The organism is Streptomyces sp. NPDC091292, assembly GCF_044757265.1.
GTDB lineage: Bacteria > Actinomycetota > Actinomycetes > Streptomycetales > Streptomycetaceae > Streptomyces.
In genome coordinates this window covers 160,103-175,073 of record NZ_JBIVUQ010000003.1, presented here as the reverse complement: position 1 = coordinate 175,073, position 14,971 = coordinate 160,103, and the positions used below count along the sequence as shown (strand labels likewise).

Below are 14,971 nucleotides of genomic sequence, written 5' to 3'. Positions count from 1 at the left end.
TCAGGTAAGTGCGAACCGAAACCTCTCCGCACGAAGGACAAAGCCACTCCGACTGGTCTCGGAGGAAATTTCTATCTCTTCCGAGTGTCTCGATTTCCGAGGGAGTGAAGCGCGTTACCTGAATCATTAACCCGTCCTTCGCCTGAAAACGCCGAGCATGGCTTGGCCGTACGATTCAGCAGCACCCTCTGTCCCCGGCACGCCCCAATTGGCCCAGGACCGGTGGTGATAGATCTCGTGGAAGATCGTGGCCACAGCCGTATCCATGTCAGCCAATCCCATATTTGAAATATTGATTAGCGGACGTCCTCGTGAACCCTGGTACGGAGTTCCGCCACCGTCATGAGGACTTTCCCCGTACGCCGGCAGACCATCCCCAGCGGTGTAAATCTCCGGCACGTGCTCGATGTCATAATCCGAAACACTCATGCCCGCTCGGCCCAACGCCATCTTCACCTGCTTGATGCTAACGGCAGCGCCGTTCTGTCCCCCGGGAGCACTCTGGGGGTCCTCATCGCAGTTGTGAACCAGGACCGGCGTCTGCCCCGCCACCACATAGTACGTATGCAGATCACTGACCGTCAGGTTGTGGACGGTCTTCGTCTGGGCCGTCCAGCGTTCCAGTGCCGTGATCTGGACGTACGTGCCCGCGCTCGTCCGCAGCCACTGGCCCGACCGGAGGTCTGTCGCCTTGATCCACTCTCCGAGTTCCGGGACCCAGAACGGGTGGCCGTCGGTTGCCGTGACCTGGGCTGTCTTCTTGCCCTTCTTTCCGTCGACATCGATCACCACCTTGACCAGGTGCTTCACGCCCTTGCCGGTGATCTCGGCGGTGACCGTCTCGGTCCGTCGTTCGCCCGTCTTCGGGTCGGTCGCGACGACCTTGTCGCCGGCCTTGATCTGTTCGATCGGCTTGGTGGTGCCATCGGCCATCAGGACCCTGGTGCCGGGCACGAAACTGTTGCACGACCCGCCGCTCTCGGCCTTGCCGGAGCCCCCGCTGCCGCTGGAGCCCCCGCTGCCGCGCGACGATCCGCCGGAGTTGCCGCCCGGCTTGGAGCTGCCCTTGGCCGAGCTGCCGCCCCCGCCGCCACGGGCGGGCGGCTTACTCGTCGAGACCTTCGGGGCCGCCTTCGCCTGGGCCTGTTTCTGGACGGCGTTGCCGGTCTTCTTCTTCGCGGCGAGCGCCGCGTCGGCGATTCTCTTCGCCTGTTCCGCTGCCTTCTTCTTCGCGCGTTGGGCGGCTTCCCTCTTCGCCTTCTCGATCGCCGCCTTCTTCGCCCGGAGGGCCGCCGCTTCGGCGGACTTCGCCGCCTTCAGCACCAGCTCCGCCGCGCGCTTCGCGGCCCGGAACGATTCGATGGCCTTGATCGTGCGGTTGACGGCCTTCAGCACCGACGGGATCTTCCCGAGCTTCGTCCAGGGAATCGCGCCGATGATGAGACTGCCGCACGACCACATGTCGCCGCCGAAACACGCCATCGCGTCATTGATGCCGACGAAGTCCTTCAGCGTCTCCCACGCGACCGACAGGATCACCGAGGTCAGCGACTTGCCCATCATGGACTGTGCCTGCGCGACCTGTGCCGCCGACAGCCCCGCGCCCGCCAGCGCCGCCGCCCGCTCCGACGCCGTCAGGCTGATCGCCAGACCCGTCGGATCGGACATCGTCACCGGGTTGTTGTGGGCGTAGGCGTAGCCGTTCGACTGGAGTACGTCGTTCAGGTCCACGACCGGGTCGGCGGACAGGAATCGCCCCACCACCGGGTCGTACAGCCGCGCCCCCAGGGGCTGGAAACCCGAGGCGTCGTCACGCGTCGCACCCAGGAACCCCGTATGGGACTGGTAGTTGATGCCGACCGTGCTCGTACCACGCTGGTTCCCGAACGGATCCTGCTTGCGGATACGCACCGTGTTGCTGCTGTTGAGCGCGACCTCGGCGTACGTACTGCCCTGGTGGTCGCCGGCGAGCGCGACCAGTGTTTCGTTGCCCTGGCCGTACGAGTACCGCAGCACCGCCCCGCCCGGCGCGGAGTAGGTGCGCTGGGTGTTGATCAGGACCCCGCCCTGCGCGATCGTCACCTCGGTGTCACCGAGGTGCAGGGTGGCCTGCTTGCCCTGGACCGTCAGCAGACGCGAACCGTCGGGGCCGTAGATGTGCCGGGTGTCGTTCTGCGGGTACCAGAGCTGCTCCGTCTTGGTCGCGTCGCAGGCCGCCAGGACGGTGGGGGTCGAGTTCGCCGAGTTGGCGTCCTTCACCGCCACACACAGACCCGAGGGCACATGCGTCAGCTGACCCGACGTCGTACGCCTCAGCTCCTGCGCCGCCGAACCGTCGCACTTCTGCAACTGGACCGCCGAACCCGCCGTGTTCCCGGCCGGCTGGACGCACCAGTCGTCGTAGGTGGACAGGGCGCCCCGGTCGCGATCCGTCTGCCCCGGGCTCGGGGTGAAGCGCCAGGTCTGGCCCGGAACCGTGGAGCAGGGGTACAGATGGATGGCCTGCCCGGCTGCCGCGAGGCCGCCCTTCAGGTCGAGGCACTTGCCGGCCAGACCCACGTACGGGGTCTTCCCGCCCGAGCCCTGGCCGCTGATCCGGTCGACCTGTCCGTCATACGTCCAGGACAGCTCCTGCTTGTCGCCGTTCTGCACGGACGTGATGGACTTGGTCTCACCCGTCAGCTCGTACAGGCGCTCCGCCTCGGCCTTGACCTGCGCGCCCTGCGGTGTGGTGTAGGTCTTCGACACCTTGGTCAGGGTGTGCGGCTGGGTGCCGTCCGCCTTGCCGTAGGCGTAGCTGGTCGTCGCGTCCTTGGACGTGGCGCCCGTCAGGTCCTTCTCGGTCAGCTTCGTGCGGTTGCCGGCCAGGTCGTAGTCGTACTCCTGCCAGAAACCCGAACTGTCCTTCCCGGCCGCCACGTTGAGCGTGCCGTCGGTGTTCTTGGGGCCCGTGCACGACGTCTGGTCCTTCGCCGTCCACGCCGTCTTCAACTGGCCCAGCGGGTCGTACGTGAAGCACTGGCGCTCCGCGATCCCGGTGGAGTGCTCACGGATCGAGGTGACGTTTCCGGCCGGGTCGTAGGAGTAGGCCCGCTTGGAGACGAGGTTGCCGGTGACCACGTTCTGGTCGCCGGTCTGCTCACGGTAGACCGACTGCTCCGTCAGCTCACCGCCGGACTCGTCGTACAGGGCCTGCGTCCACACCCGGTACGGCTGGGTACCCAGGGTCGAGCGGAGCACCTGGCCGAAGGAGTCGTAGACCGTCTCGGCGCCGTACCAGTCCTTGCCGGAGATGGAGAGGGGGTTGCCGTCCTCGTTGTAGCGGACGACCAGCTTCTCGGCGTCGAAGCGCCCCGCCTTCGGGAGGGTGGCCTCGTCCAGCATGCCGGTGTCGTTGTACTTGTAGTCGTACGTGTACGAGGTGTCCAGGCCCCAGGTGTCCTTGATGGACTGGGGAAGCGTCAGCGTGGTCGAGGTCGGCTGGTAGTCCTTGGTGTAGCCGTTGACCTTCTGGGTGTACGCCTCTTTGTCGGTGTAGCGGGTCGCGGAGTACGGCATGCCCTTGCCGCCGGGCGCCTTGTCGTAGTCCATCGCGGCCAGCAGCGTGCCGCCCGCGTCGTTCAGCCGCTGCTCGGTCGGCCGCGACAGGACGTCGTAGCCGTTCCAGACCGTGACGCCCCGCGCGTTGGTGGTGGTCAGCGGGCGGTCGAACGTGTCGTACGTGGTCTTGCTGGTGCCCGAGTCCGGGTCGGTGGCGGTCTCCTGCCGGCCGCGGTGGTCGTACGTCCACGACCACGGGTGCTTGGTGTCGGTGGAGGCGGTCGCGTTGTCCAGACGGCCGTGCCGGTCGTACGCGTACCGCGTCGAGGTGAAGCCGTCGGGCGCTTCCGGGTTGAAGGTGTCGACGCGGGAGGTCCGGCCGAGGGCGTCGGTGTAGACGCGGTAGGACGAGGCGCCGGTCGGGTTGATCACCTTCGACCAGTCCTGGCCGTACTCGTAGCGGGTGGCCCGCTCCGGGACCGGCTGCGAGGACGCCTCCTGCGTCACCGGGTCGGCGACCTTGAGTACCGGGGTCTCCGCCAGGACGCGGCCGAGGCCGTCGTAGGAGTAGCGGGTGATGTTCGGTACGGCGGTGTCGGCGAGCGGGGCGAACAGTTCGCCGAACTTCGCCTCGTGGGTGAGGTAGGCGTTGTTGGTCTGCCAGACCTCGCCGGAGGTGTTGTAGAGCGTGTCGGTGATCAGGTGGCCGCCGCCGTCGGCCTCCTCCTGCGTCTGCCGTTCGCGGCCGAGGCCGTCGTAGAGGGTGACGGAGGTCTCGATCCGGTTCTCGTGGCCGCGCGCCTCGGTGGTGATGTACGGCGGTTTGCGGTCCGGGTTCTGCGGGTCGTAGGCCGGGATCGTATAGACGGCCTTGAAGTCCGGTACGGCCGAGTCCGACGGGGTGCGGCCCGCCGCCCATGCCTCGCTGAGGCGGCCCAGCGGGTCGAACTTCGCCTCGCTGACCAGGTTGTTGGCGTCGGTGGTCTTCAGAGTGGTCGAACGGCCCGGCTCCAGCTCCTGCTTCTGGGAGTGGCCGAGGGCGTTGGTCTCGGTGACCGTGAAGACCTGGCCGCTGGGCGGGTCGTAGGTGATGCTGGCCGGATTCCCGTCCGGATCGATCTGCTTGACCACACGGCCGACGTCGTCGAACTCGGTCCTGAGACCGGGCTGGAAACCGGTTCCGGTGCCGTTCAGCGACCAGGTCTGGCTCGCCTCGCCGAGCGTGCCGGCGCCGAGCGCGGTCCCGTAGTTCTGGCCGTCGTACGCGGTGCGGGTCGCGCCGCTCAGGGTGGACAGATCACCGAAGTCGGCAGCGGCGCAGGTGGTCGGGGAGACCAGGACCTGCTTGGTCAGGCCGATCAGGTTCTTGGCGGTCTGGTGGACGTACTCCAGGCTGGTGCAGGACTCGTCGCCCGTTTTACCGGTGTCGCCGAGTGATTCGACCCTGGTGGGCAGGCCGTGCGTCGGCTCGTACGTGGTGGTGGTTCTGACGGTCCGCAGGGTGCGCTTGTCGTCGCCGGTGCCGGAGGAGCGGGTGTACGCGATCTCCTCGGGCTCGGTGACGCGCCAGGCGCGCAGCGGGGTCAGGCCGTCGTCGCGGTCGCGTTTGGCGAGTTCGGTGGCTTCGGGGACGGTGACGCTGCGGGAGAGCCAGTCGGTGTCCGCGTCACCGGCGTTGCTGTAGGTGAGTTCCTCGGCGATGCGGCCGGCGAAGGGTTCGCGGTCCTTGGCGATCTCCGCGCCGGTGATGTCCTTGACCGGGACGGTGTCGCCCATGCCGCGGAAGAAGCGGGTGACGGACTTGGACTTCTTGCTGCCGATCGACGGCTCGTCCGAGCCCGTGATCACCGCGGTCTGCTCGAAACCGGCGAACTGGGACCAGGTGCGGGTGGACTTCTTGGTGAACTCCGCCTCGGCGAGCTTCCAGCCCGGGTTCTTGTAGGCGTAGGCCGTCTGGGTCGCGAACGCGCCGTCGACGTTGGGAAGTTCCTCGATGGTGTCCACCACGTACTTGTGGAACCAGTCGATGTCCTCGACCTCGGGGTCGGGGTTCCAGAACGCGGGGTAGCACAGGCGGTCGTTGGCCTTGAGGTCCGCGGTGTCCTTCTTGCCGGGCAGGCCGGTGCCCGTGGCGCACCCGTCGGTGGGAGGTTTGTAGGTGACGACGGTCTCGCCGCCGTACTCGTTGATGACGCGTGAGATCCGCAGCCGGGAGAAGCCGGGGCGCGGGTCGTTCGGCCGCATGACCCGGTTGGGCATGTCCTCGGCGTTGGACTCGAAGCGCACCGCGTTGAGGGTGACGCTGTCGTCCGTGGAGCCGCGGCGGGCGAAGCCGGTCCGCTGGACCGACTCCAGCCACAGGGCGGTGTTCGGACCGGTCTTCAGGACGGGGAAGCTCTGCTTGAGGGTGTACTTGTCCACCACCTGACGGGCGGTGGTGTCGGTACGCCGCTGCGCCGATGTGGTGATCTCGGCCAGGCGCTTGCGGGACCAGAAGGACGGGCCGGCGTTCCAGCACTTCTTTCCGGACTGGCAGCGCAGGTCGGCCGGGGTGTCGTACCAGATGCGGTACTTGCCCGGGTCCTTGTCGCTGAAGTTCGCCTCCGAGCAGGTCAGCGTGGACTCGGCGTAGCAGCGCTCGTCGACCGTGAAGCCGACGCGGGCCGGGGCGGTCGCGGAGAAGACGCTGTCCTTGCGCTGCCCGTAGTAGATGTGGTCGAGCCAGCCGCCCCGGTCGTAGGAGACCGGTGCTTTGAAGTTGAAGTTGCGGGCGTAGTGGTTCTTCTCCTTCTGCCACCACAGGGACATGGCGTTGCCGTGGATGTCCTCGACGTAGTCGAGGCTCCAGCGCCAGCCCTGGGTGCACCAGGAGCCCGCCCAGTCACCGGCCTTGTAGCAGTCCTCGCCCTCGTGGTTGCCGTACACCGGCACGGTCAGGACGGAGTCGGTGACCGGCTGACCGGAGGTCCAGCCGGGGAGCTTGTGCTTGCCGAAGTGGTACTTCGTGCCGTCGCGCGTGGTGACGACCCAGTACTCGCCGTTCCGCGCGCCGTTGTCGGTGGCCGGGTCCTTGATCAGCTCGACCTTGGAGCCGTCGCCGTTGGCGGTCGTCCAGGTGCCGCCCGCCCACACCAGTTCGGTGGTCGTGCCGCCGAGGGAGAGGGTGGCGTTCTCCGAGCCCCAGCACAGGTCGGCAGTGCGGTGGGTCTTGTTGTTCGACCCCGCCTTCTTGGAGTCCTCGCGGCAGTTGGCGTAGGTGCGGGTGATCGAGCCCGGGTTGTAGTCCCAGCCGTCGCCGATCCAGGACGCCTGGTTGTTGGAGGCGGAGGTGCGGCCGTCCACCGACTGCGAGGAGTAGGCGAGATTCACCTTCGGCGTGAGGCCGCCGGGCGCCTCCGGGACCTGGATCTGGTAGCCGTAGGTGAAGGCGCCCGAGGACGAGCCGGCCGACCAGGAGCCCGAGGAGAGCAGGGGGGCGGCGGTGTAGTCGCCGGCGGCGGAGGAGCCGGTGTCGAGGGCGCCGACGACCTGGGGGCCGGAGGCGTCGACGGCGGAAAGGGCGGCCGTACGGGCCGAGGCACCGGAGTCGGTCGCCTTCGTGTCGTCGCCCAGCAGGCCGGCGACCGGCACCGAGCCGGAGAGGATCTTGCGCGTGGCGGCCTTCTTGGCGGCCGGGGAGCGGGTGGGTGCCTCGCCCGCCGGGACCAGCTCGATCGTGCTGCGCAGTCGCTCCGGCCGCGCGTCGCTCTTGCCCGAGAGGGTCGTCGTCCCGCCGTCGGCGGCGCAGTCGCCGGTGTCGGGGGCGTCCAGGACGCAGTCGGGCAGCAGCATCAGGCCGAAGCGGTCGGCCGCCTGGGGACCGTAGAGATCGGCGAAGGCGGTCGTGTCGACGGCGAGCGCGACCTGCGCGGCCGGGTCGGCGCCGGCCGGCGGGGTGACCCGCATGATCATGCCGGAGACGCCGGTGTCCTGGGAGGTGGCGGGCGGGGCCAGGTCGACCTTCCAGTCCCCGGCGAGTGCGGCCGGGTCGGCGCCCTCGGGCACACCGACGGCGATCGGCAGATCCTCGACCGGCACGGTGGTGCCCGGCGCGGTGTCCGCTGTCAGCGTCGCGACGCCGCTGTCCTCGTTCCAGGGGGTGACGGCGGTCGGCGCGTACGGGTCGACGGGGACCTCGGGGGCGGTGGTGAGGCTCTTGTCGGCCTCCTCGTCACCGTCGACGGCCGTGTTCTTGGGCAGTTCGGGCAGCTCGACCGAGCGGCTCATGCCGGGACCGGGTATCGCCCACGCGCCCGAGCCCAGGCTCGTCACGGTCAGCGTCGAGGACAACAAGAGGACGGTCACCACGCGGCCGAGCCGCCGGCGCCGTCGTTGTGACTCCGTCATGGTGAGGCGTCCGGACCCCAGCCATGACAGTGGACCTTGAGCACGCATACGCGTCGACTCCACCCAGGCGATGCAACAACAGAGATGGTCCGGACCCTCCGTCATCACCGGTGAAGGATCAAGGCCGTTGAAGCGGATGGAAAGAGTCCTTTTGAGACCTGCATCACGGGATGTTGAGTGACTAATCACCAATTCTCCACACCGGCAGGAGAGATCATCGAAAATCCAACCGCGTGAACACATAACCGGTGACCAAAAGCCGCAAGATCAACATTCGCGACCCGCCGACCGGCGGGCAGCCCGGCCTTCATTGCGAATTCATAAAGGTCTTTGCGCGTAGACGATGTGAAGAAGCCGTGCCATGGTGTGCGCGCTCATGTCCTGATCCGCTTGGACCACACGGGAGACCGCCGTGTCCGCGCCGCCTCGTTTTCTCAGTCCCTTCGTGCGCACGCGCACCCGGCTGACCCTCACCCTCGGCCTGGTGCTGGCCGCCCTGACCGCTGCCCTGCTGCCCTGGTGGCACGCCGATCCCCCGCCAACTCCCCAAGCACGCGAGAAGACCGACGCCCGCCCGGCCGCCACCGGTCCGCGTGACGAGGCCGCCGCCGCGGCCGAGGCCAGGCGCACCGGCAAGCGGGTGGTCGTCGACACGGAGACCACCCCCACCGCCATGACCTGGGCCCGGCCGGACGGCAAGCTGCACACGCAGATCACCGCGGCGCCGAAGCGGGCGAAGGACGCCTCCGGGAAGTGGGCGCCGGTGGACAACCGGCTGCGCCGCACCAAGGACGGCATACGGCCGGTCAACCCGGCGGTACCACTGGTCTTCTCCGGCAGGACGACCAAGGACCGGGCGGACCGCTCGTCCGCGCGCGGCCCCCTGACGGGCCCTCGGACACTCTCCGAGGAGACCCGGTCGGAGGCGTCGGCCGCGTCCGGTGAGACCGTGCTGGCCAAGACCGTCATCCAGGGCCACACCGTCGTGTACACCTGGCCCGGCGAGCTGCCCGAGCCGGTGCTCGACGGGCCGCGCGCCCTCTACTCCGAGGTGCTGCCCGGCGTCGACATGCTGCTGGTCGCGAAGGAGGAGGGCGGCTTCGCACAACTGCTCATCGTCAAGGACCGCGAGGCCGCGCAGAACCCCGCGCTGGAGACGCTGTCGTACGGGCTGAAGTCCTCGACGGCGACCTTCCGCCACGACGGGACGGCGGGCCGCGTCCAGGTCCTTGACGGCTCCGGCAAGGAGATCGGCTCCATCCCCACGCCGTTCGCCTGGGACTCCAGCGGCCGTGACGTGGAACTGCCCCCGGGCGAAGGCGAGCCCCGCACCTCGGTGGCCACACCGGCCGATGTGCTGAAGCTGTCCGGGCTGAGCGGGATCGAGCCGGGGTCCCGGCAGGCGGTGGCGCCGATGAGCCTGGCAGGCGACGGTACGGGGACGGCACGCATCGATGTGAAGGTCGGCAAGACCGGCCTGCTCAGCGACCCCGACGCCCTGTTCCCGGTGTTCGTCGACCCGACGCTCAACGCGGGGTGGCTGGCGTGGACGGTGGCCTACAAGCCGTACCCGAACACCAGCTTCTGGAACGGCACCAACTTCAGCTCGGGCACATCGGACGCCCGCGTCGGCCACGAGAAGGACACGAACGGCACGGCCCGCTCCTACTGGCGGATGAACTTCAGCAGCAGCCTGAAGGGCGCGACCGTCACCTCGGCGTACTTCAAGGTGCTCAACAACCACTCCTGGAACTGCGACGAGCGTCAGTTCCAGCTCTGGCAGACCGGGGCGATCTCCTCGGGCACGACGTGGAACAAGAAGCCGACCAACTCCTTCGAGATCCAGCGGAAGTCGTTCGCGCACGGCTGGTCGTCCGCCTGCCCCGACGCGTACGAGTCGTTCACCGTGAAGTCCGCGGCGCAGAAGGGCGCGGACGGCGGCTGGTCGAACATCACCTTCGGGATGCAGGCGACCAGTGAGAGCGATACCTACACCTGGCGGAAGTTCAGGGCGACATCGGCGACGCTCGAAGTCGACTACAACCGGCCGCCCGCCGTGCCCAGCAGCGTCTCCAGCGCCCCGGGCGGTACCTGCAACACCAGCACGGCCGGGGTGACCGTCGGCAAGACCAACGTGGTCCTGTCGGCGAAGTCCTCCGACCCCGACGGCAACCTGAAGGGGCTGCGCTTCCGCTTCTGGAAGGCGGGCGACGCGACCCCGGCCGGCACCCTCGTCACCAGCCTGAGCAGCGGCAAGGGCACGCTGACCATCCCGTCGAGCACGCTCGTGGACAAGGGTCTCTACTACTGGGACGTCCGCGCGGAGGACTCCGGGGGCCTGGTCACCGCGTACTACCCGACCAGCGGCAACCGGTGCCGGATCACTGTCGACGGGTCGGCCCCACCGCCGCCGACCGTGGAAAGCGACGTCTTCCTTGAGGCCACCGACGACGGGGCGACCTGGGCGACGGTGAAGTTCCCCTCGACGGGTGCGGTCACCTTCACCTCCGAGGGTGCGAGCAAGTTCTCGTACACCATCGACGGGCTGGGCTCGAAGGACATCGGCGCCACCGGCGGCACCGCCACCGTCCGCGACCTCAAACCGCCGCACGCGGGCCCCAACGTGCTGAACGTGTACGCCTATGACGCGCTCGGCAACAAGAGCAAGGTCACCAACTACACGTTCTACGTGCCGCCGAGCGCGACGGGCGACGGTCCCGGTGACACCACCGGTGACGGCATGCCCGACCTGCTGGTCGTGGACGCGAGCGGCAAGCTCATCAACTGCCCCGGCAGCATCGACGGCGAACTCAACGAATGCCAGGACGCCGCCTACTCCACGGACGGCAAGCTGGACCCGGCGGACCACTGGTACGACTCGGGCACCGGCAAGTCCGCCCTGATCACCCACTACGGGGACGCCTACCCCGGCGACGGCATCACGGACCTCTTCGCGGTGGCCCCCGACGGCGTGTTCCGGCTCTACCCGGGTGACGGGTACGGCAGTTTCGACGTCGACAAGCGGATGAGGATCCGGCTGCCCGCCAACGCTCCGGCGCCCTCGACCTGGACCCAGATCAAGGCCGTCGGCGACATCACCGGCGACAAGCATCCCGACCTCGTCCTGCGAGCCGGCATGGCGTTCTGGACGCTCTCCGGCTACACCGGGGCGAGCTTCGAGACGGCGACCCTCATGAACGCCGACGCCTGGGCCCGCCGCGACATCGTGAACGTCGCCGACATCGACGGCGACAACGTCCCCGACCTGCTCTGGCGCAACCTGGACAACGGCAACATGTACGTCCGCCACGGCAAAGCGGGCGCGGCCACGGGCAGCGTGGACCTGGAATCCATCATGCTGGCGGCCAACTCCAAGAACGGCGATGTCGCCTACGGCACCACCTGGACCGAGGCCAACGTCACCACCGCCCTCGGCATCCCGGACGTCAACAACGACGGCATCCCGGACATCTGGGCACGATTCGGGGCGGACGGACAGATGCGGATCTACCACCCGTCGAGAACGAACACGAACAGTCCGGTCAAGATCGTGCTGAACCTTGACTGGAGGACGGTGAAAGCTCTCGGCTGAGTAACCGTCTGCTTTCCGAGACGGTGGAGACGACCGGGCGTCGTCTCCACCGTCTCTGCCATCCCCGCCAACTCGGCCGTCTCCGCCGGCCGTTCCTCCTCGTCCGCCCGCACCGCCGCAGATCGGCCATCCTCGCCATCGACACCCCCGATCCCGGGACGCCCTCGCGCTCAGCCCCCGTACGCAGGACACTTGGGCTCTGAACCTTTGCTGCTGGAGGGGGACATGACATGCGGGACGGCCATCGGGCTGATGCCGAGGGGCTGTTGGGGCGGGCCGTCGAGGAGGAGGTGCGCCGGTCGGGCGGGCGGACCGACGGCTCCGTCCTGATGAGCCGGGCGCGCGGCGCGCTGGACACGATGGCGCAGGCCGCGGCCGAGGAGTACGCGGCCTACACCCAGGCACTCGACGACGCGGAGGCCGGACAACTGACGTTCGGGCAGCGGTACGCGCGCGAGGGCGCCGGGACTCCGCTGCTGGTCACGGCGGTGGCCGCGGTCGCCGCGTGCGTCGCGGACCTGGCGCTCGGCACCGGACCCGGGGTCGCGGTCGGCGCGGGGGCGACCGTCGCGGTGGCCGGCGCGGCGACGACCGTGGCGAAGGTGACGGCCTCGCACCTGCCGGCCGCGAGCCGCCGCGCGGGCGCCCGCAACCAGCCCGGCGGCCCGGAACAGCTGAGGCTCCAGTGGCTGACGGCGCTGGAGGTACGCGGCATCCGGCCGTTCCTGGACCAGCAGCGCGTCCTCACCGCGGCGACCGGGGGCGGCGGCGCGAAGAAGACACCCCCGCAGTTGCGCCGTACGGACAAGAGCGCGGCGGCCCGCAGACGTACGGTCCTGGAGCAGAGTTTCGGTCAACTCCCGGAGCCGGACGGCCCGTTCGCGGGGCGGCGGCCCGCGCTGACGCGGATCGCGCAGTGGGTGCACGCGGCGCGCGCCTCCACCGAGACCCGCCCGACGGTGGTGGTGCTGCACGGCGCGCCCGGCTCCGGCCGCTCCACGCTCGCCGTGCACGCGGCGCACCATCTGCGGGACCAGTTCAAGGGCGCCTGCGTGGTGGACCTGCGCGGCGACAGCCCGGAGTCCCCGCCGCTGTCGACCCGCGACGCGCTGCTGCACCTGCTCAACCGGCTCGGCGCCCCGCGCGAACAACTGCTCTTCCGTGAGCGGTCGTCCCAGGACCAGCAGGTCCGGCGGCTCAGCGAGCTGTACCACCAGCATCTGACCGGGCTGCCCGTGACGATCGTGCTGGACGACGCGAGCGACGCCGCGCAGGTGCGCACCCTCGTCCCCGAGCGCTCGGAGAGCCTGGTCCTGGTCACCGCCCGCTCCCCGCTCACCCTCCCCGCCGACCTGCCGGCCTGGGTGCACCAGCTCCCGGTGGAGGCGCTGGACGAGGCCGGCGCGGAGGAGCTGTTGAAGGCGGCGGCCCAGGACGCGTCCGGGCCGTACGACGCGGACGCGGCGGACCGTATCCGCGAGCTGTGCGGCGGACTCCCCCTCGCGCTGCGGGTCGCGGGCTCGTCGCTCGGCCCGCGCACCCCGCGCCAACTCGCCACCGACCTCGCGGCGTACGGCCCGGTCGAACCCGTCGAACGGGTGCTGTGGCTGCGCTACTCCGACCAGTCCGAGCAGGCGCGGCGGCTCCTGCGGCGGCTGGCCCTCGCCGGGCGCGCCTCGCTCGGGGCCGCGGCGGCGTCGGCGCTCCTCGCGACGGACGAACCGGAGGCGGCCCGGCACCTCACGGCCCTCAGCCGCGCCGGCCTCATCGACCACGTACGCGGCAGCCGCTACCGCCTGCACGACCTCGTACGCGCCTTCGCCCAGGCCCGACTCCTGGACGAGGAGGAGCCGGCCGAGCGCACGGCCGCGCAGGAACGCCTCATCGTCAGCTACGCCGAGCTGGCCGACTCGGTGATCCGCCTCGTGGACGGCAAGACATCGACCCGCGCGGACCGCGTCGGACCGCACGGGTTCACCTCGCTCGACGCGGCCCTGCGCTGGCTGGACGACGAGTCGAGCTTCATCACCGCGGCCCTGCGGCACGCGGAGGGCGTCGACCAGGGCGCCGTCCTGAACCTCCTGGGCGCGCTGTGCGACTACTGCCTGCTGCGCGGCGACCTGTACCGCCTCGGCGAGATCAGCGAGCTGACCCAGGCCGTCGACCAGGGCCTTCTCGTACGGTCCGTCCAGTGGCGTACGGGTATCGCCGCCCGGCAGCTCGGTGAGCTGGACAAGGCGCGCACCACGCTGTCGTCGGTGGTCGACCTGTACTTCGAGGCGCACCACGAGGCGGGCGCGGCGCGCGCCCTGTGTTCGCTGGGCATCACGCTGCACCACCAGGGCAATCTCACGGAGGCGGCGACCAAGCTGCGGGAGGCGCTGGACCTCCAGGCGTCCGACGCGCTGGCCGCCGACCGGGCGTGGACCCTGCACGCGCTCGCCGCCGTCGAACGGGACCGGGCCCACCTCGCGGAGGCGCTGCGGCTCCTCGCGACAGCGCTCGACCTGCACCGCGACAGCGAGTCCGTGCACGGCGAGGCGTGGGCGCACTTCCAGCTCGGCCAGGTCTGCCTGCGGATGGGCGACGTACCGCGCGCGGAGACGGAGCTGCGCGCGGCGCTCGATCTGTACGGGCGCACCCGCGACGCGCGCGGTGAGGCGTGGGCGCTGACCCAGCTCGCGCGGGCCCGGCTGGTGCACGGCGACCCGTCGGCCGCCGTCGACGGACTGCGCCAGGCGGTGTCGCGGCACCGGGACAACGAGGACGCGCGCGGCGAGGCGTGGTCCGCGTACTACCTGGGGCAGGCCCTGGAGGAGACCGGCAACCTCGACCAGGCGGTCCGCGAGCTGGAGCGGTCCCGGACGATGTTCTCGCGCATGCGCGACGTCTACGGCCTGGCCTGCGCCCGGCACCACTCGGCCCGGGTCACCCGCGACCAGCGCGCCGCCCAGACGGGCTCGCTCCGCAACAGCGGCTTCGCGCGCCAGCTCCTGGTGGACGCACGGGCGGACTTCCAGCGCATCGGCGTCGCCCACGGCGAGGCGTGGACCTGTCTGGAACTCGCCGTGGTCGACGCGGGCAACCTCCGCCCGCAGCAGGCGCTCACGCTGTGCGACGAGGCGGCGGCGCTGTTCGCGACGTACGGGGACCGGCGCGGCGAGGACTGGGCGCACTTCCTGCGCTGCACCCTGCTGCCGTACGCGTCACCGGGCGGCACCGAGGTCGGTACGGCGGTCGCCCAGGAGGAGCTGGCCCAGCTCCTGCGCACCCGGCACCCGGCACGGGACGGCAAGCTGGACGACTACGCGGAGGCGTTCGCGCTCCTCCTGGAACGCGGCGTACCCCTGGAGCAGGGCTGGCCGGCCTGGCGCCTGGGCATGGTCCCAGGCCGCCAGGCAAGGGAAATCATGGGCGTACCACTGCCGACGACATCGCACTAGCCGGCGAGCC

3 protein-coding genes are annotated in these 14,971 nt (G+C 69.8%); 2 read left to right on the top strand and 1 reads right to left on the bottom strand.

Going from position 1 to position 14,971, the window contains the following annotated elements:
• Positions 1-126 precede the first annotated feature (126 nt).
• Positions 127-7,926, bottom strand: coding sequence for a ricin-type beta-trefoil lectin domain protein (locus ACIQNU_RS12120; protein WP_401364714.1), 7,800 nt, complete (start codon positions 7,924-7,926; stop codon positions 127-129).
• A gap of 445 nt (positions 7,927-8,371) precedes the next feature.
• On the opposite strand from ACIQNU_RS12120, the gene ACIQNU_RS12115 reads away from it, so the two are divergent.
• Entirely contained in the window at positions 8,372-11,518 is a 3,147-nt protein-coding gene (locus ACIQNU_RS12115; protein WP_401364713.1) for a DNRLRE domain-containing protein, read from the top strand.
• 230 nt (positions 11,519-11,748) lie between these two features.
• The gene (locus ACIQNU_RS12110; protein WP_401364710.1) at positions 11,749-14,961 is read left to right on the top strand and encodes a tetratricopeptide repeat protein; all 3,213 of its coding nucleotides are present in this window, start codon (positions 11,749-11,751) and stop codon (positions 14,959-14,961) included.
• Positions 14,962-14,971: the final 10 nt, after the last annotated feature.

Bases quoted from the DNA above. Each gene is read 5' to 3' on its own strand.
- ACIQNU_RS12120 (WP_401364714.1), bottom strand. From the start codon at position 7,926: ATGACGGAGTCACAACGACGGCGCCGGCGGCTCGGCCGCGTGGTGACC.
- ACIQNU_RS12110 (WP_401364710.1), top strand. From the start codon at position 11,749: ATGCGGGACGGCCATCGGGCTGATGCCGAGGGGCTGTTGGGGCGGGCC.